Annotated in this window: 14 protein-coding genes; 6 read left to right on the top strand and 8 right to left on the bottom strand. The window is 51.9% G+C overall.

Annotated features, from left to right (window positions below):
* Positions 1-16: 16 nt before the first annotated feature.
* On the bottom strand, positions 17-6,211 hold the full coding sequence (locus ACFFJP_RS04375) for a type I polyketide synthase (protein ID WP_377240901.1): 6,195 nt from the start codon (positions 6,209-6,211) through the stop codon (positions 17-19).
* A 331-nt stretch (positions 6,212-6,542) separates the two neighbouring features.
* Here ACFFJP_RS04375 and ACFFJP_RS04380 point away from each other — a divergent pair, with 331 nt between their 5' ends.
* Positions 6,543-7,283 carry a 4'-phosphopantetheinyl transferase family protein gene (locus tag ACFFJP_RS04380; protein ID WP_377240903.1) on the top strand — a complete coding sequence of 247 codons (741 nt, stop codon included), beginning with the start codon at positions 6,543-6,545 and terminating at the stop codon, positions 7,281-7,283.
* Here ACFFJP_RS04380 and prmA read toward each other — a convergent pair.
* Positions 7,254-8,141, bottom strand: a complete 888-nt coding sequence (gene prmA / locus ACFFJP_RS04385; protein ID WP_377240905.1) for a 50S ribosomal protein L11 methyltransferase — start codon at positions 8,139-8,141, stop codon at positions 7,254-7,256. The genes ACFFJP_RS04380 and prmA overlap by 30 nt on opposite strands.
* Before the next feature lie 282 nt (positions 8,142-8,423).
* Here prmA and ACFFJP_RS04390 point away from each other — a divergent pair, with 282 nt between their 5' ends.
* Positions 8,424-9,413 (top strand): glycosyltransferase family protein, encoded by a 990-nt coding sequence (locus ACFFJP_RS04390; protein WP_377243357.1) that lies wholly within the window; start codon positions 8,424-8,426, stop codon positions 9,411-9,413.
* A 39-nt stretch (positions 9,414-9,452) separates the two neighbouring features.
* Here ACFFJP_RS04390 and accC read toward each other — a convergent pair whose 3' ends face one another.
* The 5 genes from accC to cutA form a co-directional block, all read right to left on the bottom strand.
* A complete protein-coding gene (accC, locus tag ACFFJP_RS04395; protein ID WP_377240907.1) occupies positions 9,453-10,796 on the bottom strand; it encodes an acetyl-CoA carboxylase biotin carboxylase subunit in 1,344 nt (447 codons plus the stop codon).
* Positions 10,797-10,812: 16 nt separating this feature from the next.
* The gene (accB, locus tag ACFFJP_RS04400; RefSeq protein ID WP_208933323.1) at positions 10,813-11,262 is read right to left on the bottom strand and encodes an acetyl-CoA carboxylase biotin carboxyl carrier protein; all 450 of its coding nucleotides are present in this window, start codon (positions 11,260-11,262) and stop codon (positions 10,813-10,815) included.
* A gap of 27 nt (positions 11,263-11,289) precedes the next feature.
* A complete protein-coding gene (aroQ, locus tag ACFFJP_RS04405) occupies positions 11,290-11,751 on the bottom strand; it encodes a type II 3-dehydroquinate dehydratase (protein WP_377240909.1) in 462 nt (153 codons plus the stop codon).
* Between the two features lie 259 nt (positions 11,752-12,010).
* Positions 12,011-13,843, bottom strand: a complete 1,833-nt coding sequence (locus ACFFJP_RS04410) for a protein-disulfide reductase DsbD (RefSeq protein WP_377240911.1) — start codon at positions 13,841-13,843, stop codon at positions 12,011-12,013.
* Positions 13,836-14,165 carry a divalent-cation tolerance protein CutA gene (gene cutA, locus ACFFJP_RS04415; protein WP_377240913.1) on the bottom strand — a complete coding sequence of 110 codons (330 nt, stop codon included), beginning with the start codon at positions 14,163-14,165 and terminating at the stop codon, positions 13,836-13,838. The genes ACFFJP_RS04410 and cutA overlap by 8 nt, the downstream gene beginning before the upstream one ends.
* A gap of 234 nt (positions 14,166-14,399) precedes the next feature.
* On the opposite strand from cutA, the gene ACFFJP_RS04420 reads away from it, so the two are divergent.
* Positions 14,400-14,690: a co-chaperone GroES gene (locus ACFFJP_RS04420; protein WP_296294486.1), complete on the top strand. Its 291-nt coding sequence runs from the start codon at positions 14,400-14,402 to the stop codon at positions 14,688-14,690.
* Positions 14,691-14,741: 51 nt separating this feature from the next.
* The gene (gene groL / locus ACFFJP_RS04425; RefSeq protein ID WP_377240915.1) at positions 14,742-16,379 is read left to right on the top strand and encodes a chaperonin GroEL; all 1,638 of its coding nucleotides are present in this window, start codon (positions 14,742-14,744) and stop codon (positions 16,377-16,379) included.
* Between the two features lie 211 nt (positions 16,380-16,590).
* Here groL and ACFFJP_RS04430 read toward each other — a convergent pair whose 3' ends face one another.
* Positions 16,591-20,595, bottom strand: a complete 4,005-nt coding sequence (locus ACFFJP_RS04430; protein WP_377240917.1) for a rhombosortase-dependent M36 family metallopeptidase — start codon at positions 20,593-20,595, stop codon at positions 16,591-16,593.
* A 261-nt stretch (positions 20,596-20,856) separates the two neighbouring features.
* On the opposite strand from ACFFJP_RS04430, the gene ACFFJP_RS04435 reads away from it, so the two are divergent.
* Together ACFFJP_RS04435 and ACFFJP_RS04440 are read left to right on the top strand one after the other, a co-directional pair.
* Positions 20,857-21,204, top strand: coding sequence for a hypothetical protein (locus ACFFJP_RS04435; protein WP_377240919.1), 348 nt, complete (start codon positions 20,857-20,859; stop codon positions 21,202-21,204).
* Between the two features lie 163 nt (positions 21,205-21,367).
* Positions 21,368-21,883, top strand: a complete 516-nt coding sequence (locus tag ACFFJP_RS04440; protein ID WP_377240921.1) for a DUF3016 domain-containing protein — start codon at positions 21,368-21,370, stop codon at positions 21,881-21,883.
* Positions 21,884-21,904: the final 21 nt, after the last annotated feature.

The following is a 21,904-nucleotide window of genomic DNA, read 5'->3' on the forward strand; positions in this document are numbered from 1 at the left end:
CGATGATGGCAATATGTCAGACCAGGGCTGCGTCTTCGCCAAGCAGAACCAGCTGCTGCTGGGCCAGTTGCTCCAATGACGGACCTGCCAGCAGGCTCATACTTGAAATAGCCAGACCCAGCTGGGTTAACAGCTGTTTACTGAGTTGATTGGTGGTCAGCGAGTCGACGCCAAGCTGGGTCAGGCTGATGCGCACATCAACCTGCTCCGGCTGGTAACGCAGCAGGGACGCCACTTGCTGCTGCAATGCCTGTAACAAAGCGCCTTTGCGTTCCGGTGCGGGCAGCGTTTGTAGTTGCTGGCGGAACAGCCGGCCAGCGCTGTGTTGCTGGCCAAACTGCTGCACAATCTGGCGGAAACGGCCGGAGCGACGGGCAGCCTGATTGGCGTTGAACCACAGCGGCCATTCGATATCCATAATGCCAATTTGGATTTCGTTGGCGGTCAGCGCATGCTGCAACTGGTTAAACGCATAATTGTCACTGATTGCATGAACACCTTGTCCAGCCAGAATGGTGCGAACTTGTACATCGCGGGCCACCATACCGGCACCCGCCAGCGCACCCCAGTTCACCGATAAGGCCGGTAAGCCTTGCCGACGTCGCCAGTGGCAGAATTCATCCAGCCAATTGTTGGCAACCACATAATTCGCCTGACCCGGATTACCGACCAGCGCCGACACCGATGAGCAGCAGATGAATCGCTGCAGCTGTTGCGGCGGCAATGCAGCCAGCGCTTGATGTAAATGCAGAGCGCCGAGAATTTTCGGTGCCAGGACAGTGCGGCAGTTGTCTGCACTGAGGTCACGCAGATAACCATCGGCCAGCACGCCGGCACAATGCACCACAACCCGCAGCGGTGCGGCCGGCTGGTTGGCAAAAGCCACAGCGTCGCGTACTGCGCAGGCATCGGTCACATCAAGTGCGACAGTGTCGACCTGCACACCACGGTTTTGCAGCAGCTGCAGCGCTTTTGCATCAACCTGACCGCTACGGCTTGCCAGCACTAGGCGGGCAGCGCCCCAATCGGCCAGCTGTCTGGCCAGCGACAGGCCAAAACCGGCAGTGCCGCCGGTGATCAGCACTGAACTTTGTGGTGGCAGCCACGGGGTATCAAAAGGAGCTAATAACACCAGTGGTTGCTGATGCAGTAACACGCTGTCATAGCTGTCACTGAGCGTGTCGGTTTGGGCCAGTAATGCAGCCGGACAACTTTGTGAATCCGGCAACTCGTTGCTGTGCGCCACAATAAATTGCAGTGCTGCACTGATAAATCTGGTTTTTTCAGTGCTATGTAACAGGCCAGACAGATCCGGTTGGCAGATGATGTCGTCCTGGCTTAACCGGGCGCTGTCCAATGGCTGTTGGCTGAGGTCAATCAATAGCCGTTGTTTGCCAGGCAGGCGCAGCAATTTGTCACGGATTTCGCTGCCGGCTGCTGAAATGATCAGGTCAAACGACGCCTGCTGCAGCAATGGCCGGAAAAAGCTCAGGTCGTAGCAGCCAAACTGTTGCTGTCCAGATCGCCGGACGACTGATGCTTCGACACGATCATGCAGGGCCGTGACCTGCAGTTGCATAGTGGCTGCGATATGCCGGAGTGCATTTTCCAGATCCAGCGGCAGGTCGGCCAACAACAACCGCTGGCCTGCTGCAGGGGCAGACAACCCTGACAGGCAGTACAGCGCCTTTACATAAGGCTCAACCAGACCTACTTGAGCTGGCAAAAAGCCGGCCGGCAGCGGCAACAGCTCGTCCTTAGTTGCATTGCGCTTGCTTTGCAGTCGTTGCTGTCGCTGACGTAGCAGCACCAACTCACCGTTCTGATAAGCTGCCGCCGCTGGCGCCTGCCGGACTTGTGCGACCGCGATTAAATCCGCCGGCTGCCCCTGACGCAGCGCCGGAGATAATGCCGCGCTGTGCAGTGTCAGCTGATATGGTCCGGCTGCAGTTTCAGCGGCTTGGCTGGCACACCAGCCAGTGAAACTATCGGTTTGTGCTTTGTCTTTTGCTGTTGTGACGGCAAACTGGCGCAGCTCCACTGCACTGTCACTATCTGCGGCGATTTGTTGCCAGGTGCTGCTGTCTGCCTGTTCCGCACAGAGCTCACGCCGGTAACGGTTGTTTTCGCGCCAGGCGACATCGCTGGCCTGATCGCCGATCTGCAGTTCCTGAAACAGCTGCTGTAACGCAGTACGGGCATCACTGCTCAAATCCAGATTCTGACAGAACACTGCCGGATACTCATTGATAATGGCGGCACTGAGGCCGGCGAGTGCGGAAGCTGACCAGCTCTGCACGGAATCGTCTGGTCGCACCTGATACGCGGCGATGCTCAGACGCAGGTAACGCCATGGCTGTTTACCATCATCTAACAGCTGCAACAATGCACGGCTGTCTTGAATGGCATCAGTCAGGCGGCATATCAGTAGTTCTGGATCCTGCCAATCCGTCTGTGGCCAGAGACAGGTACTGAAATCAAGCAACAGGTCCGGTTGTTCAAGCCCCTGCGGCGGCAAAGTGCCGATGCGATAACTGCGCACCAGGACGCCTCGTTGCTGCAGCGCGGCAGTGGCGGCAAATGCCAGCTCACTGCCATCGTCAATGATCAGCACCCGACGCGGCAGCGCCTGCAGTACTGGCACTTCGGGTTGTTGCAGCCATTGCAGCTGATAATTGACCGGATTCTGCACGGGTTGTTGCCCACCGGCCAGTTCAATGGCGCGGCATTCCAGATCCTCCAGCAATAGGCACAGCGCGCCCGCATCGTTGTAAAGCGCCAGCTCACAGCGAAGACTACGCGCGGTTTTTTCCAGCAGACGACAGTGGCTGAAACAGACTTCTCCGGGCAGCTGCAATAGCGTCAGGCGGCCACAGCTGTGCGGCACATACGCCGGCCCATTGTTGACCAGAGCCAGCAATGACTGAAAAGCGCCATCGAGCAGGGTAGGGTGTAGCAGATATTGACCGACCTCCTGTGTCGCAGCCGCGCTAAGCACTAATCTGGCGCTGACGCTGTCAGGCTGAATCTGCAGTGCTGTCAGTGTCTGGAAGGCCGGACCATACTCCAGCCCGATGCCGGCGGCAGTCTGATAAAATTGCTGTATTTGTGCAGGGGCGGCTGACAAGTCTAGTAAATGCTGACCATCCAGCGCGGGCATTGGCACCGGATACTGACAGAGTCGGGCGCTGGCATTGCGTTGCCATTGGCTCAGTTTGTCGGCCTGATCCCGGCTGGACAATTCCAGCAGACGCTGCGCAGCATGATAACGAACTTCGGTTTTCATCACGGCCTGCGCCGGCACCTGGAGCATTTTTTCAATCTGTAGCTGCTCCAGCGTCAGACTGGCGGCGCCACTGAGTTCCGCGGCTGCACAGAACAGCGCATCAATAATGGCCGCGCCCGGGAATACCACACTGGCGTTGACCTGATGGTCGGGCAGGTAAGGCATAAAATGCCGGTTGATCTCGCCACTCCAGGCGATACCGGAGCCCGGCAATTGTTCGTTCAGATACACAGCGCCGGCGCGACCGATTCGGCGTTCTACCGAACGGCCGGACTCACGCCATAAGTGTTCCCGTTGCCACGGATACAACGGCAGCGGTACATAATGCGCCAAAGGGCCATGAAAGGCCTGCCAGTGCAGCGCGCCACCCTGGTTAAACCAACGCGCCAGTTCGCCGAGGAAAAAGTTCTGCTCAGGCGCTTTACGCTGTAAGCTGGCCAGCTGTGGTAGGTCCAATCCTTGTTGAGTCAGCAACTCACGAATATTTTGCTTCAGTACCGGGTGTGGCCCCAGTTCAAGCACCGCATCCGGAGACATTGCCAGCACACTGTGAAAACCGCGGGCAAATAACACGCTCTGGCGCACATTACGCCACCAGTAATCGGCACCGAGTTCTTCGCCGGAGACCTGTTGACCGGTAACGGTCGATACCAGCGGGATGTTGCAGGCGCGTGGTTGTAGATCTGAAAGTACCTGCAGCAGTTCCTGTCGGATCTGCTGCATCTGACTGCTGTGATAAGCGATTTCAACCTGTAGCATCCGGCAGAAAATCTGCTTCAGCTCAAGCTGTTGTGCCAGTTCCTGCAGCGCTGGACGCGGCCCGGCCAGCGTCAGTGCTTCGGGCCCGTTTAGTGCAGCGATTTCGATGGCCGGGAATTGTTGCAGCCAGGGCTGGCAAGCCGCTTCCGTCAACCCTACGGCCAGCATGCCGCCGTTAAGATTGGCGCACTGCTGCTGCAGGCGACTGCGGTGGTAACTGACTTTACAGGCATCTTGCAGGCTCAACGCACCGGACAGATACGCGGAAGCCACTTCACCAACACTATGCCCAATCAGCACAACCGGTTTAACACCAAAATGTGCCCATAACTCAAACAAAGCTACCTGCAATGCGAAGTTTGCGGGCTGCGCCACCTGAGTTTCGTGCATGCGGGAGCTGGTTTCATCTTTTTGCATTTCACTGAGCACAGACCAGCCGGCTACTGCTTGAAATACCTGATCAACCCGCTCCAGAGCTTCGCGAAATACCGGTTCGGTGCGGTAAAGTTCCTGACCCATGCCCCACCACTGTGGTCCCATACCGGTACAGACCATCGCCAGGCGCTGCAGTTTCTGGTGGCATTGCCGGACCTGCAATGGCTGACTGATCTGTTGCTGTAATTGCTGCAACAGCGTGGCCGGACTTTCGGCCAGCAGGCACAGGCGATGAGTCAGTGCGGTCCGCCTTGCGCTCAGACTATACACCCAATCTGCTAGCGCAATATCCGGCTGTTGTTGCAGTTGCTGCTCGAATCGCTGTAACACGGCCAGCAACGCCCGTTCCGAGCGGGCGCTGAATGGTACCAGCATCTGCCGGATTTCACTTTGCTGCGCTGCTCTAGGCTGCGGTAATTCGTGTTGTCGGGCGCTGCGCAAAATGACATGGCCATTACTGCCACCATAACCAAAAGAATTCACGCCGATAAAATGAGTTTTATCCGCATCCAGCGGCGTCAAAGTGGTGACAACTTTCAGCGGTAATTGCGCAAAGGGGATTTCCGGGTTTGGGGTGTGAAAGTGCAGGTTGGCTGGCACCTGTTTTTCCCGCGCCACCAGTGTCGCTTTAATCAGGCCCGCCATTGCTGACGCAGCTTCGGTATGGCCAATATTGGTTTTTACTGACCCGATCAGACATGGCTGTTGCAGCGAGCGGCCGGCCAGAGCACGACCCAGTGCGGCGACTTCCAGTGGGTCGCCAGCTTTGGTGCCGGTTCCGTGGGCTTCGATATAACTCAGCTGTTCTGCCGGCACGCCTGCACGTTGATACACCTGCTGTAACAGTCTGAACTGAGCGTCAGGGTTGGGCAAAGATATGCCTTTGGTTTGGCCATCCTGATTAATCCCGGTTTCGACAATTACCGCGTGAATGTGATCACCGTCGCGCAGAGCTTCCGCCAGCGGTTTTAACAACACCATGCCGGCGCCTTCAGCCCTGACATACCCACCAGCATCGGCATCAAAGGCCTTACACCGGCTGTGCGCTGACAAAAACTGGCCTTTGCTCATCACCACCGGGTAATGCGGTGTCATCATGGCATTCGCGCCACCGACCAGCGCTATTTCGCAATCGCCATTGCGCAGGCTTTGCATCGCCAGGTGCAGCGCAGTCATTGACGCTGAGCAGGCGGTGTCGACCGTAAAACTTGGCCCTTTTAAATCAAAAGCATATGAAATACGATTGGATAACAGCGCCATCGTCACCCCAAACGCTGTGTGCGAGTCTGTTTCGTATAAATTGTCACCATCAAGTTGGATCGCTTTATTGTCGATGGCAAAAGCGCCGATGAACACGCCGGTCGTTTTTTGCTTGGCCAGATCCTGTGGCATGCCGGCATCTTCTAATGTTTCCCAAGCGACTTCGAGTAACAGTCGCTGCATCGGATCTATCACTTCCGCTTCTTTTGGCGACATCAAAAAGGGCTGCGGGTCAAAGTGATCCAGCCGCTGGCGGATGAACCCGCCCTGGCGCGCATATGTCTTACCAGGTTTGTGAGGATCGGCATCGTAGTATTTACGGATATCCCAGCGTTCAGGCGGCACGTCGACAATGCCATCAACGCCCTGTTTAAGCATTTGCCAGAAAGCGGCTGGATCATCAGCCCCACCGGGGAAGCGGCAACCCATGCCAATAATCGCTATTTCGTTTGTCCGTGTTTCGTTATTCACCCTGCTCTCCTTTATAGACAGATGGCCGCTGGCCGCCTCAATGTGGTTTCCCAGCCGCAGAATGATGACGGCAGGGATGTGGTTAATGCGGCAGCGAGAATAACAAAGGCTATTTCATGGCCGGGCGAGCGGCCTGCGGATATCAAATAAAAATCAACTTGTAGTTTTAAAAATATTAACAAGGTGACGAAACTGTCTTGTAACTGCCCGTTGACGCATGACTGGGCGATACTGGAAAGTCGCGTAACCACTGCGGAGGTACAGTCATCCTTGCTGGATGTAAAAAAAATATTGCAAAATAGCGACTAGGTAGCAGGGCAGAGGACAGAACATGGCATGGTGTGAAACGGCATTTTGGCGGCCGGAGCTGGTATGGAATGAAGGGCCGGCGACTTTTGCCATTGCGAACTTCAGCGCAGCACATTATCAAAGTGATGCTTACAGGCATTGCAATATTTTGTTTCCACCCGAGATACAGGCGTCAGTGCCATCGCGTCAGGCCGAATACCTCGCTGGCCGGTTACTGGTGCGCTATTTACAGCAGCATTGCGCTTTGACGGTGATGCCGCTGTTGGCCGCAGCCGATCGCTGTCCCCGCTGGCCACCTGGGCAGGTCGGCAGTTTGTCGCACTGCGATGGCCAGATATTTGCGGCGCTGCAGCCCGCATCGATGTCTGGTCAGTCGGTCATCGGTGTTGATGTCGAATGCGCTTTTAGTCAGGAGCAACAGCAGCAATTGGCGGCTGAGGTACTTTCTGCGGCTGAACTTCAGATAGGGCGCGCTGCGGGTTTAACAGATACTGCCTTGCTGACGCTGGTTTTCTCTGCCAAAGAAAGCCTGTATAAAGCCTTGTACCCGCAGTGCCGGCGTGTGATGGATTTTACTGCTGCAGAGGTAGTCAGGGTTACAGAGCAGCATTTTATATTGCAGCTGACACAACCCTGGAATGAACGCTGGCGGCAAGGGGCGTTATTTTCGGGGCGTTATTTCTGGCGGCAGCACCAGTTGTATACTCTGGTGCTGCACGAAAGGAGGGGCGGTTCAGCCGATGAGGCGTTTACGTGCACTTAAGCGCACCCATTCTTCTTTGACGGCAACCGGGTCAAAGTCAAATTCATCGCTGTAAGCATCAATCACCGATTGGGCCTGACTCTCCAGAATACCGGATAATGCCAGTAAACCACCCGGCCGGACATAAGCGCTGATGATTTGACTCAGTTCGGCCAAAGGACCGGCGAGGATATTGGCCACGACGACGTCCGCTTCCAACTTCGGCTGGTCTTTGGGTAAATACAGTTCAATCTGCCCTGCGACGCCGTTGCGTGCCGCGTTGGCGGTGCTGGCTTCAATGGCTTGTGGGTCGATGTCGATCCCGACGACGCGTTTGCCGCCCAGTTTCAATGCGGCAATACCCAAAATGCCGGAACCACAGCCAAAATCGACGACGAGACTGTCGGTTAAATCCTGACTGTCGAGCCATTCCATACATAAAGCGGTGGTTGGGTGCGTGCCGGTACCAAAGGCGAGGCCTGGGTCCAGCATCACGTTGACAGCAGTCGGGTCCGGAATTTCGCGCCAGCTCGGGCAAACCCACAGCCGTTGACCAAAGCGGATCGGGTGGAAGTTGTCCATCCATTCGCGTTCCCAGTCTTTGTCTTCCAGTTGCTCCAGCTTGTACTGCACGCCATGTTTAAACAAACTGACCTGTTCGAGTTTGCGGATCACTTTATCCATTGGATGTTCCGCATCAAACAGACCTACCACCACGGTATTTGCCCAATAAATCACTTCGCCCGGCATGGGTTCATAGATAGGGGTGTCGTGCGCATCGACAAAACTGACGGCCTGGGCGCCCCAGCTCATCAGCATGTCGCTGACAGTCTCAGCATGTTTTTCTGTAGTGTGAACACGAAGTTGGATCCAGGGCATCAGCAGTTCCTGACAGGTTGGCAAAGCATAAAAGCGGCGATTTTAGCAGTTTTTATCGGCCTTGGCATGCGGCCGATCGGCCCTGCCACATTGGGCGCTGGCAGAAAAGTGTCACCCATCGGGCATCTGTTTACATATAAATACCAATTCTGACATATTAATTTCGTAAACTGCGCGCATTCCGACAGGCCCGATATTTTTGATAGGTTCCGACTCGTGCAGGATTTTCTGTTCAGGCCGCAGCAGCTGGCCAGCCCCCGGTTACCGGGAATAAGCGCTGTGATGCGGATTAAAAACGGCGCTGAATTTCTCGAAGCAACCATTCGCAGCCATTTGGTTTATTTTGATGAAATTGTGGCTTGTTACAACGATTGCACCGACCAGACCGCGCAGATCCTGACGCAGCTTGCTACTGAATTTCCTGACAAAATCCGCATATTTCATTATGAACCTCAGGTCCATCCTATCCTCAGTACTGCCCATGCCTCTACTGCGACCTTTTGTCTGCACAGCATGGCGAATTACTACAATTATGCTCTCGCGCAGTGTCGTTACCAATTAGCGGTAAAACTGGATGACGACCATCTGGCCATCGCTGCCAATATGAGCCGCGCCGTCGCCACGGTTCGCGCCGCCAGTGCCGCAGGCCGGATGGCATTGTTTCGCTTTTCTGGTCTGAATCTTGCCGGGAATTTAGCAGCACCACAGGTGTACCGAAATTGCCCGCTAGTCGGGACTGGCGACATTATGTTTTTCCCAATTCATCCGGAAATCTTTTTTGTACAGGCGGAAAAATTTGAAACGCTGCAGTTTGGCCGGCAAAAAGCGCTGCTGCCAAAACGATACCTCGGTGTGTTGTACTGCCACCTGAAACATCTGAAAGCGGATTATGGCTTTGCCAATCTGGCTGAACCGGCGCGCAGCCAGCATTGCAGACAATACCTGCACGGGCTGCAATTACAAAGTTTGCCGCAATTCTGCACAGCTGCGACGCAGCAGGAATTGATTCAGGATTACGGTCTGCCGGTATTTTGGCTACGCCAGCAACCTTGGTTTAAATGGTTGTTGCGTCGGGTTGGCAAAGAAAACCCGCTTCGAATGCAACGGCTGGAGACTTTGTCTGCGGACCTGGCTGCGATCAACTGGCAGCAGGATGTGCTGCACTGGCTGTCAGGCGCTGCAACGACAAAGACCGCGCATCAGCGTTATCCACTGCAGACTTCGTCCCGAGCTGCGCATTCGGCCTGGTCGGATCGCATGCTGGTTTCATGATCGCCGCAATAAAAAAAGGCCTCAGTTGAGGCCTTCGTTTTATTTGATACCGAGCTTGTGCTCAAGATAATGAATGTTGGTGCCACCCTGATTAAAGTTGGCGTCCGTCATAATCTCTTTATGCAAATCGATGTTGGTTTTGATGCCACCGACCAGCAGTTCACTCAGTGCGTTGCGCATACGCGCGATGGCAATAGCCCGGTTCTCACCGTAAGTGATCAGCTTGCCGACCATCGAATCATAGTTTGGCGGTACCGTGTAATCGGCATAAATATGCGAATCCCAACGCACACCATTACCACCTGGTGGGTGGAAGCGGGTGATAGTACCCGGCGATGGAATAAAGGTTTTTGGATCTTCAGCGTTGATCCGGCATTCCACTGCATGGCCGCGAATGACGATATCAGATTGTTTGATAGTCAGCGGCATGCCTGAAGCGATACGCAGCTGTTCTTTAATCAAATCCACACCGGTGATCATTTCAGTGACCGGGTGTTCTACCTGAATACGGGTGTTCATCTCGATAAAGAAAAACTCACCGTTTTCATACAGGAATTCAAAAGTACCAGCACCGCGATAGTTCAGGTCGATACAAGCCTGTACACAACGGCCACCGATAAAGTCGCGTTGTTCCTGGGTGATGCCCGGAGCTGGCGCTTCTTCGACGACTTTCTGGTGACGGCGCTGCATCGAGCAGTCGCGCTCACCTAAGTGAATGGCTTTGCCCTGACCATCTGCCAATACCTGAATTTCGATATGACGTGGGTTTTCCAGGAATTTCTCCATGTAAACCATGTCGTTACCAAAAGCAGCTTTTGCTTCGGCTTTGGTCATCTCAATCGACGACACCAGTTCATCTTCACTGCGCACCACACGCATACCACGACCACCGCCACCGCCTGCGGCTTTGACGATAATCGGATAACCAATACGTTTGGCGATGGCTTTGTTGGTGTCAGTATCGTCACCGACCGCGCCGTCAGAACCTGGTACACAAGGCACGCCAGCTTTTTTCATTGCTTCGATGGCGGAGACTTTGTCACCCATCAGACTGATGGATTCAGGACGTGGACCGATAAATACCAGGCCGCTGTCTTCAACTTGTTGAGCGAAATCGGCGCGCTCAGCCAGGAAACCATAACCAGGGTGAATGGCCTGGGCATTGGTGACTTCTGCAGCGGCGATTAATGCCGGAATATTCAGGTAGCTTTGTGGTGATGGGGCAGGGCCAATACAAATGGTCTCATCCGCCAGCAACACGTGCTTGAGGTTACGGTCGACGGTGGAGTGCACCGCGACAGTTTTGATACCGAGTTCTTTGCAGGCGCGTAAGATACGCAGCGCAATTTCGCCCCGGTTGGCTATCAGCACTTTTTCTAACATGTGTCGGCCTTTTCGGTTATTCGATCACAAATAAAGGCTGGTCAAATTCAACCGGCTCGCCGTTTTCTACCAGAATGGCCGTGATAACGCCGGCTTTGTCTGACTGGATCTGGTTCATCATTTTCATCGCTTCAACGATACACAGCGTATCGCCGACTTTGACCGTTTGACCCACTTCAGCGAAGTTCTTCGACGTTGGCGACGCGGCACGGTAGAAAGAACCCACCATCGGTGAGCGCAGCTGATAACCTGTTGCTACTGGAGCGGCTGGTGCAGCAGGCGCTGCTGCAGGTGCCGGAGCAGCGGCTGGTGCAGCGGGTGCTGCGGTGTAGTGCACTGGAGCGTATTGTTGCACCGGGCCACCACGACTGATGCGCACAGATTCTTCACCTTCGGTGATCTCCAGCTCATTAATGCCAGATTCTTCCAGAAGTTCGATCAGTTTTTTAATTTTTCTAATATCCATGACGTTTGCGCCTAACTTGGTTGGAATTTATGGGTTTCGTGGCGTGCTGGTCAGTGTTGCCACCGCTGAGTCGAGCGCATAACGGTAACCGTTTGCCCCCAGACCACAAATCACGCCTTTTGCGATATCTGATAAATAAGAATGCCGGCGAAATGCTTCACGGGCATGTACGTTCGACAAATGTACTTCAATAAATGGGATGGCCACCGCCAGTAAGGCGTCGCGAATCGCAACACTGGTATGGGTGAAAGCGCCTGGATTGATAATGATGTAGTCCTGTTGTCCCAGGCTTTGCTGGATAGCACCGACCAGCTCATGCTCGGCATTGGACTGTAAGTGGGATAACTCCACCTGCAATGTGCTGGCATATTGCTGTAAGTCGCTGACAATCTGGTCCAGCGTTTGAGCACCATAAATATGTGGTTCGCGTTGCCCCAGCATATTCAGGTTCGGACCGTTTAACAGCAAAATCCGTAATTTGGCAGTCATTTGTCGATTATTCCGTTGATAATTCTGGATCTGCTTCCATCCTGCCAAAGGTCGGCGAAAAAACAATCTTTTTCGCAGAAATGCGGCCGGCATTTACAGATTTGCGCCTCATTATAGTGAAATCGCAGCAAATGGCAGCAAAATACTGGTCTTATCAGCAGATGGGAACTTTTCGCCGCTATTGTTGTATCGGTGGGGGAAGGGGGAAAAAACGTGGTCTGAGCAGTTTCGCAGACCACGCCTGTCGGGTGCTGCAGCCTTATTGCTGCAGCTGGATTAGATGGGCTTTAAACTCAGCTGGCCCCATAAAGCCAGTGATGCGTGATGTCGTTAATTCGCTGCCGTTCGGTGCAAAAAACAATAAAGTTGGTAGACCGAGCACCTGAAACTTGTCCAAAACCTGCTGATCCTGTTCAGTCGCTTTGGTCACATCGATGCGTAACAAGCGGATTTTAGCCATTTCGGTTTTAACGCCGCCGTCAGCAAAAGTAATGTGCTCGAATTCTTTACAGGCGACACACCACTCAGCGAACAAATCCAGCATCACAAACTGGTTTTGCGCTTTGGCTTCTAACAGCTGTGCATCCAAATCCGCCAGCGTTTTAATGTCGATAAACTTGCCGGCTTGTTGCGTATTCGCCGCAGCAGACTGAACCTGTGGCTCCGGGGCGAACCATTGCTGATAATTCGCCATCACAACGGCGCATACTAAAAGCGTGGCGACCAGCCAGCACAGGCTTTTTGCCACGGCAGTTTTCAGCAGCTGCTGTACTTGCTGCAGATAAAGCGCAAAGCCCAGAGCCAACAAGGAGCCAAGTACCAACAAGACTTCAGCCGGCACAATGCGTGATAGCAGCATCAGTGGCACCGATAACAGCAGGAAACCGAAAATGGCTTTGATCACGTCCATCCAGGCGCCGGGTTTTGGCAGCCATTTACCGCCACTACTGCCGAGCAGTAATAACGGCAGGCCCATACCGAGGCTCAGGATGTACAGCACCAGCGCGCCATAAGCTAAATCGCCGCTTTGTGCGATATAAAGCAGTACGCCTGTCAGCGGGGCTGTAGTACAGGGGGATGCCACCAGTCCGGACAATGCGCCCATCACCAGCGCGCCCTTGAGTGAACCACCTTGCTGGCGATTGCTGGTCGCGGTTAGTTTTTCAGTCCAGCGAGCCGGTAACTGCAGATTGAACCAGCCAAACATCGCGCCAGCCAGCAGCACGAATAACACACTGATGCCAATCAACACGGCCGGATGCTGAAAGGCGGCCTGAAATTTCACACCGGCACTGGCAACGACCAGTCCCAGCAGAGAGTAGGTCAACGCCATGCCCTGCACGTAAGCAAAAGATAAACGAAATGCCCGGCCATGACTGAGTTGCTGACCCTGACCAACAATAATACTGGTTAAAATGGGGTACATCGGAAAGACACAAGGCGTGAACGCCAAGCCCAAACCAAGCAGGAAAAACAGCCCCAATGTCAGTAGGCTTTTGTCGGAACTAAGCCGCTCAGCCAGACCAATCTGACTGGATACCGGTGCGGCATTACTTGTTGTGTCCGCGCTGTTTTCGGCGGCGGCAGGTTTGGCAGGGGCTTGGCTGATCAGCGGAATTTCACGGGTTTGCAACGGATAGCATAAACCTGCTTCCGCACAGCCCTGATAACGGACTTTGAGTTTGGCGTCGGCATCGATATTGGCCAGTTTGACGTCAAATACCAGCTGGTGGCGGTAGATTTCGGTTTTGCCAAAATACTCGTCTTCATGTGGCAAACCAGCAGGCAAAGCCGGATTGCTGAAGTTAACCGCCACACCGGCAATTTTCAGCTTGTGCTTATATAAGTAATACCCGTCGGCAATCTGAAAACTAATGCGCACGGACTCACCACTTTGGGCAAAATCCAGCATAAATGCCTGATCGACGGGTAAAAATTTAGGTTGTTGCAGCGCACTTAGGATATTTTGCGCCGGCAACGGATTCTGGCTGCTTTGTGGGCTTTGCAACGGGTCGGCGCTAGCGCCGGTCAGTAGACTCTGCGACAGCAGGACAAACATCAATATTGCTGCCAGCAAGTTAGATTTATTCATTCGGTACACATTCCTCATTGACCCAGTTCAGATAAGGTAAAAAGCCCTGACTGACCGGCACTGCAATAATCTCCGGCACAGTATACGGATGCTCCCGGCAAATGGTCTGACAGATAGCGTCAAACTGTGTCACCGGTGCTTTAATCAACATTGTGACTTCTACAGAAGTCTCGATTTGGCCTTGCCAGCGATAAACCGATCGCACCCCCGGCATTATATTGATGCAGGCGGCCTGTTGGGTATTGAGTAACTGTCTGGCGATCTGTTCGGCAGTGCCTTCATCCGGACAATTACATAAAATAACCTGTATAGTTGTTGTCACAGAAAGCTCCATTTTCTCAGTGGCTTAGCCGATGTCGCTGCGAAATAAACCAATATGATGCCACGTTACCAGACCGGCCTTCGCGCTGTTTTATTGCATGGTTCAGTGCAATTTTAAAAATCTTCTGCCAATCCCCTTGGTTTTTTACGGACTTTACCCCATATCCCGGATACAAAAATTTTTTAACCCAGTATTTGGGTGTAAAACCACAAACCATGTTCAGGAGCTTTAAACATGAATATTCGTCCATTACATGATCGCGTCATCATCAAGCGTCTGGAAGCCGAAAGCAAATCAGCTGGTGGCATTGTATTGACTGGCGCCTCAGCTGAGAAGTCAACCCGCGGTGAAGTTGTTGCAGTAGGCAATGGCCGTATTCTGGAAAACGGCACTGTGCGTCCGCTGGAAGTCAAAGTAGGCGATAAAGTGATTTTTGGTGCTTACGTCGAGCGTTCTGAGAAAATCGACGGTCAGGAATATGTGATCACGAAAGAAGACAACATCCTTGGCATCATCACTGAATAATATTCAGTAGTATCCTTTCCCACGCATTGAATTGATTTGAGGTATTAGAAAATGGCTGCAAAAGACGTACGTTTTGGCGATGAAGCCCGTAACAAGATGCTCAAAGGCGTCAACATTTTAGCAAACGCTGTGCGCGTAACTCTGGGCCCGAAAGGTCGCAACGTAATTCTGGACAAATCTTTCGGCGCACCGCTGATCACCAAAGACGGTGTATCTGTAGCGAAAGAAATCGAGCTGGAAGACAAGTTCGAAAACATGGGCGCCCAGATGGTGAAAGAAGTTGCTTCTAAAGCCAACGACGAAGCCGGTGACGGTACCACCACTGCGACAGTTCTGGCGCAGAACATCATCAACGAAGGCGTTAAAGCTGTTGCTGCTGGCATGAATCCGATGGATTTGAAACGCGGTATCGACAAAGCGGTAATTGCTGCTGTTGCTGAGTTAAAAGCGCTGTCACAGCCTTGCACTGACTCTAAGGCAATCGCCCAAGTAGGTACTATCTCTGCCAACTCTGATGACGAAATCGGTCAAATCATCGCTAACGCGATGGACAAAGTCGGTAAAGAAGGCGTGATCACGGTCGAAGAAGGCCAAGGTCTGGCCAACGAGCTGGCTGTGGTTGAAGGTATGCAGTTTGACCGTGGTTACCTGTCACCATACTTCATCAACAATCCAGAAGCTGGCCAGGTTGAGCTGGATAACCCGTTCATCCTGACGGTTGACAAGAAAATCAGCAATATCCGTGAACTGCTGCCAGTTCTGGAAGGTGTTGCCAAGTCAGGTAAACCACTGCTGATCATCGCTGAAGATTTAGAAGGCGAGGCCTTAGCAACGCTGGTTGTCAACAACATGCGCGGTATCGTCAAAGTGTCAGCTGTCAAAGCGCCAGGCTTCGGTGATCGCCGTAAAGCCATGCTGCAAGACATCGCAGTGTTAACTGGTGGTGTGGTGATTTCAGAAGAAATCGGCCTGGAGCTGGAAAAAGCGACATTGGAAGATTTAGGTACAGCCAAGCGCGTAGTGATCACGAAAGATAACACCACAGTGATCGACGGTGCCGGCAGCCAGGATGCAATCAGCGCCCGCGTGAAACAAATTCGTCAGCAAGTGGAAGATGCGACTTCTGACTACGACAAAGAGAAACTGCAGGAACGTTTGGCTAAACTGGCCGGCGGTGTCGCAGTGATCAAAGTCGGCGCGTCGACTGAAATCGAAATGAAAGAGAAAAAAGCCCGCGTGGAAGACGCGCTGCACGCAACCCGTGCTGCCGTTGAAGAAGGCGTAGTACCTGGCGGCGGCGTGGCTCTGGTGCGTGTTGCCGGTAAGCTCAGTGAACTGCGTGGTATCAATGAAGATCAGAACCACGGTATCAAAATTGCGCTGCGCGCGATGGAAGCGCCACTGCGTCAAATCGTTGATAACGCCGGTGAAGAGCCATCAGTAGTCGTCAATAACGTGAAGAACGGTAGCGGCAACTACGGTTACAATGCTGCAACCGGTATCTACGGCGACATGCTGGAAATGGGTATTCTGGATCCAACCAAAGTGACGCGTTCTGCACTGCAGTTCGCTGCATCTGTGGGTTCTCTGATGATCACCACTGAAGCAATGGTTACTGAACTGCCGAAGAAAGATGCGCCGGCAATGCCTGATATGGGCGGCATGGGCGGTATGGGCGGTATGATGTGATAACAGAAGCCCTTGTGGTGTAAGCCACAGTGGCAACTGCCTTTATCTAAAACAAACCCGGCTTCTGCCGGGTTTGTTGTTTGTTAAACCTGTATCGTTGATCAGGTACTCTATTGTCGAGAAAAATGCAGCCTTGCTCAGATGTAACCCCAAATAAAAAAGCACCACAGTGAACTGTGGTGCTTTGCATCGTTAAAACGTGGGGGAAGGATTATTTACTACGACGACGCAGTAAAGCTAACGGTGCTAACAGCAGGGTGAACCAACCCAAGCTACCGCCGCTGCTTTTCTTCTCCGGAGTCACGACGACAGGAGCCGGCACGTCGTTGACTTTCACTGTCACTGTTGATTTTGTTGCAGCAGTTCCGTCAGATACTGACACTTCAAACACCAGATTTTCAGAACCAGATGCAATAGAAGGTGCAGTCACTGTCGCTGTCGCAGTTGTCGCATTGGCCAGAGTGGCTGCTGTACCGCTCAATTGTGTCCAGCTGTAGCTCAGCTTGTCTGCTGTATCACGGTCTGTCGCTGCCGCAGTTAATGTGAAAGTACCTGCTTCATTGACTTCTGCGACACTAGCTTTCGCTGACGACAGCAGTGGTGCGCGGTTATCACAAGCGACGGCATCTCCTGACACGACACTATGGAACACTGGCGCAGTGATATTTTTGAACTGCACATTGTCAATGTACCAGCCAGATTCATTTGAGTTTGAATCTGACACTGCGCGGAAACGGAACTTCACTTCGTTGCCATTCAGTGCAGCGCCGAAGTTAACAGTTTCCGTACGGCCAAAAGTGGTTGAACCCAGTTTTGCATCAAAATCCATGATGCCGGTGAAGGCTTTGCGGCCTGGCAGCAATTCGTCCAGTTCAGCGGTATAGCCTTGGCTGCTGAAGTTGGCATATTGCACTGGCTGACCAGAGGCGCTGCGAATCACTTTCGTTACATCAGTCCAAGCCGAACCATTGATGCTAATTTCTAAAACACCACCATCGTAGCCTTCTTCGAATTCGAAGTAGTGCCAGAAGCTCATCGTGAAATCACCAGCATAACCGACGGTAAATGCCTTGGTTTCATAAACGACATCAGAAGTAAAACCGTTGTTGGCAATTTGCATGTATTGACTGCCAACCGGATGACCTTTGCTGGCAAAGAAGCTGGCAAATTCTTGTTTTAATTGACGACTATCTTTCGCCAAATCGCCACCGTTCAGTACTTTTTCACTGAAATTTTTCAATGTGGCTAACGTTTCCATGTTGTCAGTACTTTGCATGTTGGCTGGTGCAACCGAGCTGAAACCTAAGTTGACACGCTCTGACAGACTGTACTCGCTAGTGACTACTGACTCGCTAAGCTCAGGGAAAGACAATTTCAGTTTCAGTACATCACCTGGTTTTGCGCCATCCAATTTCAGAGCAAGCGGTGCAGTTGTCACGGAAGACATCAGCTTCAGCTCAGGCAGAGTAATGACGCCACCATTCGCGAACGTCACCTGATGACCACTGGTGACTTCTACTTTGGCCTTCACATCTTTCAGCACTGCCGAACCTTTGTTCGTCACTTTGAACTGAACAGTGGCGGTCTCACCATTATCCAGTGTGTTGTTGTTGGTGCAGTAACCGGTTGTTGCATCGCTAAACGCTTTGTCGAGGCTATGTGCCGTGACATTAAAGGTGCTCAGTTCGGTTTTGAACGATTCAATGACGCCGGTGTGTTTCGAATCGTCGCGTTTTGGCGCTACTGCGCCCAGACCCATACCACGGTCAGCAAAGGCTTTGAGGATCACTTTGTAATCTTCTGGATCACGTGCATAGGCGGCAGCAAGGATCGCATCCCGTGCTTCAGTATAAGTTGGTCCAACAGGCGTCAGTTTATAACCGTTAACCAGATAACCCATCATGCGGTCTTTTGCTTTGTCATAGTCTTTGTGGTGGTTAACCAGGCTGACAAAACTTTGCCACAGCATCTGAGCCCAGACGGAACCGGCAGAGTGAACCTGCGCATTGCCAGTGTCCGGATCTTGTGCAGTAAAGTACTGTGATGTATCACCTAAAGCGATATGTTTAAAGGTACGAGGGTTGATCTCTAGGCTGTTACCGTTCGGGAATGAACGAATACCGTCATAGAATGAATCCACATAACTGATCGCAGCGTAAGCGCGTTGCATCTTGTCATTGCCGGGCAGTTTCAGATCTGATGCGTCTGACACTGTCAGCAAGGCATGGAAGTCACCCCAGCCTTCGCCCATAGAACGGCCTTGATTGTTATACAAGCCGTTACCATTACCGACCAGACGGTTACTGATGTAGTGACCCCATTCGTGCGATACGATGGCGTTATCCCATGAACTGTCTTTATAAGGTTTGTTGTTAAACATCTTGATGTCGACAGCTTTGCCAGCTGCCAGCGCATCATAAATTGCTTTGCCTTCAGCCTGTGAGATACCAACGCTTGGGATAGTGATGGTTGCATCAGCACCGCCCATGCCAGGCAGACCTGAGGCCGAGTTATTTACGATAACCACGCCAATTGCGCCGGCTAATTGGGCATTTTTCACTTTGACGGCAAAAGTACAAGTGCCGCGATCGATGATCGCAATTTTGCCCGCGACGTTAGCTGGCGTCGCTGCTTCTGTACAGCCATCACGGGTTGGTGCTGTGGTATCGGTGAATGTGATAGCCGAACCCTGCAGATTAAACTGACCAGGACCAAAGCTTGCACCCTGCATCGCTGTCAGTGGCAGTGCCATGCCATCAGCGGTCATTGCGGTGATGCCTAAATCTTTGCCGAATAAAGCATCTTTACTGGCCCACAGATACATTTGCATCCGTGGTGAGCCGCCATCAGCAGGTGTCGACATGTTCGCATTATCGAAACCTGAGTTGTCCTGCACTTCAGCTCTGATCGGGTCCCCTTCGACACCGCCACGGCCATAGTTGACCAACTGGGCATTACCTGATTTTTCGTCAAAACCATATTCATAGAATTGATCATGCAGGTAGTTGTTCATGTAAAACAGGTTAACAATCGCTGCTTTGCGGTTGTTCACTGAAGATTCTGGTTCACTGGTACGGTACTTATAGTCGAATACCAGCGGGCCTGTCGTTTCAGCGGCAAAATCACCAGTGCTAAAACCGTTTGGCGCAATTGCATCAACATAAGCAAAGACGTTGTTGCCTGACGTAATGGTCGCATCACTTTTCAGCCAAAGATCTTTAGTTTTGATTGGACCATGGGCGATTTTAACTAAAGGGGCTGCAAGATAAGCTGTGGCATCAACCTGAGTTGCCGATTCTGCAGGCACGACGTTGCCATGTGGACCGTCCCAAGGACGACCATCGGCATTGGCATACACGCGGTATTCAAACTCACCGGCATGGGCTTTGAGGTTGTTTTTGAACAACACTTCCCCGGTATCGCCGGCAATGACGTAGGCAAAATAATCTGAGTCGGTATCGTTATGGTTGGAGGTTTCAATCTCTACGTACTGAGCAGCGACCAGTTTGCCTTTTTTCTCGAAGAAAACTGGTTTGACCCGCGGGGTCCCAAGCACTTTTTTATCTGCATCATTGCTGTTAACACTGAAAATGGCATAGCCGTCAGTATTTTCAGTTTCGCTCAGTGACAACTGATCAGCATCACCGCCAGTGGCAGCAAACGCTTGTCTGACAGCTTGGTCAGCGTAGGCGAATTTCGGGTTTGCCGCTAAGGTTGTTTTAGCCAAGCTGACTGCAGCCAGACGTCCCGAACCTGCTACCAGATTAAATTCAGCATCCATCAGGATGTTGTATTCTTTGTTGAAGATCTCAATACCCATAAACTGCTGACGGAATTTCGCAGTTTTGACACCATCATCTGACTGAAATGAATGCGCCAGAACCGGTTTTAATTGTACCAGTTCGCCTTTGGCAGCCGCACCTGTCAGGGCATTCAGATAATGTGTTGCTGCAAATTCCAGTTGGTATTCAGCCGCGACTGCAGACAGGTTTGGTTTTTGCAAGCCGGTCGGTGCCCAGCTAAAAGTAGCCTCACCGGTTTGAGCATCGTACTGGTTGCGCATACCAGAGACTGTTGGCGTTTCTTGTGCAACCTGGACTGCTTGTCCTTGCTCCGTAGCATAATGCTGTAAAGTATCTGCGAATACGGATGCAGCTGGCAGCGCAACTGCCGTGCTGACGAAGATTGCGATTGCTGAACGTTTAAAGTTACTCATTCATGTTCCTTTGTATTTTTTTGTTAAAATTTGTAGGTATAGCCATGTGGAGTTATAACTCTGTCGTGAATGTTTTGGCAATTGAAGTTTTATAACTGATAATCGTAAGTCAGTTGAATGCTGCAGTTTTGACCAGCGGGGCAGGGGGACTTCGGTATGAGATGGCCTAAATTTTTGTTATTTATTTGTTTATGCTGTGCTTGTTTCAGGGTGCCAATAACCGCTGCTCAGCCTTTAACAGCCAAACCGCTATCAGCGCCCTTGTTAAATAGCAGCAAACTGGCAGCCTTTGTTTACGTCAATGGCACAAAATACCGATTGTTGCAGCGTTATACTAACTATTGGGTGCTCTATGACATGCAGCTATCTCAAGCAGTACATCTGCTAAATCAGCTTGTTGTTTCGGGTGAGCGCTCCACTGTGTTTTTGCAAAAGTACGTAAAAGACCATAATCAGTTGTCCGTCAGTAAAATTGCTGCTGAAACGTATCTGTTAGCAGGGACTATGGCAGAATTGAAACAGGCCGAGCAGCATCTGAAAACAGTTCATGGCATAACGTCAGAGTGGCAAATTCGCTACCTGCCGCTCAAGTCGGCAGCAGACCGTTAGCCTTGATGTCAGAATCATGTAAAGCTGAATTACATAACACCACAGCTTCTGACATTTCAGCACTGCAGTGCTGTTAAAATGGCGATATAGTGTGCAGAGTCGCTGTGACAGTGTTGTGAGTTCATCGTCATAGTACCGGTAAAGCAATTTCAGGAGTTTAGCAATGCGAACCTTAGTCTTTTTAATGCTTGGCGTATTCATCAGCGCAAATGCGTTGGCCAGTCAGCAGGAACCGACAATCAAGGTCAACTGGCAGCATCCGGAAAAATATAGCGATATCCGGCCTTCGTCCGGTACAAAAAAATCTTATCAAAAACGCGTAATCAGTGCCTTCGACAAAATTTGGGCTGATTTTGCTGAAAAATTACCTGTCGGGTATAGGTTGCAGGTCACTGTGAAAGACTTGGATTTGGCTGGTGATGTGAATCCGATGTATCGGATTGACCATAGTGATATCCGGGTGATTAAAGAAATCTATTTCCCGCGAATGACCTTTGATTATCAGCTACTTGATAGCACTGGCCAGATCGTTGCGGCTGAACAGGATGTTAAAGTGAAAGATATGGGGTTTATGAACTCGTCGCCGATTGGGCTCGGAAATACCGAGTTTATCTACGAAAAACAAATGCTGAAAAACTGGTTTCAAAAGCATCTGGCACCAAAGTTCAGCAAACCTTAGACCATCGGTCTTTGGCTTGAG

Origin of the sequence: Rheinheimera tilapiae (genome assembly GCF_042432165.1) — a bacterium.
Lineage (GTDB): Bacteria > Pseudomonadota > Gammaproteobacteria > Enterobacterales > Alteromonadaceae > Pararheinheimera > Pararheinheimera tilapiae.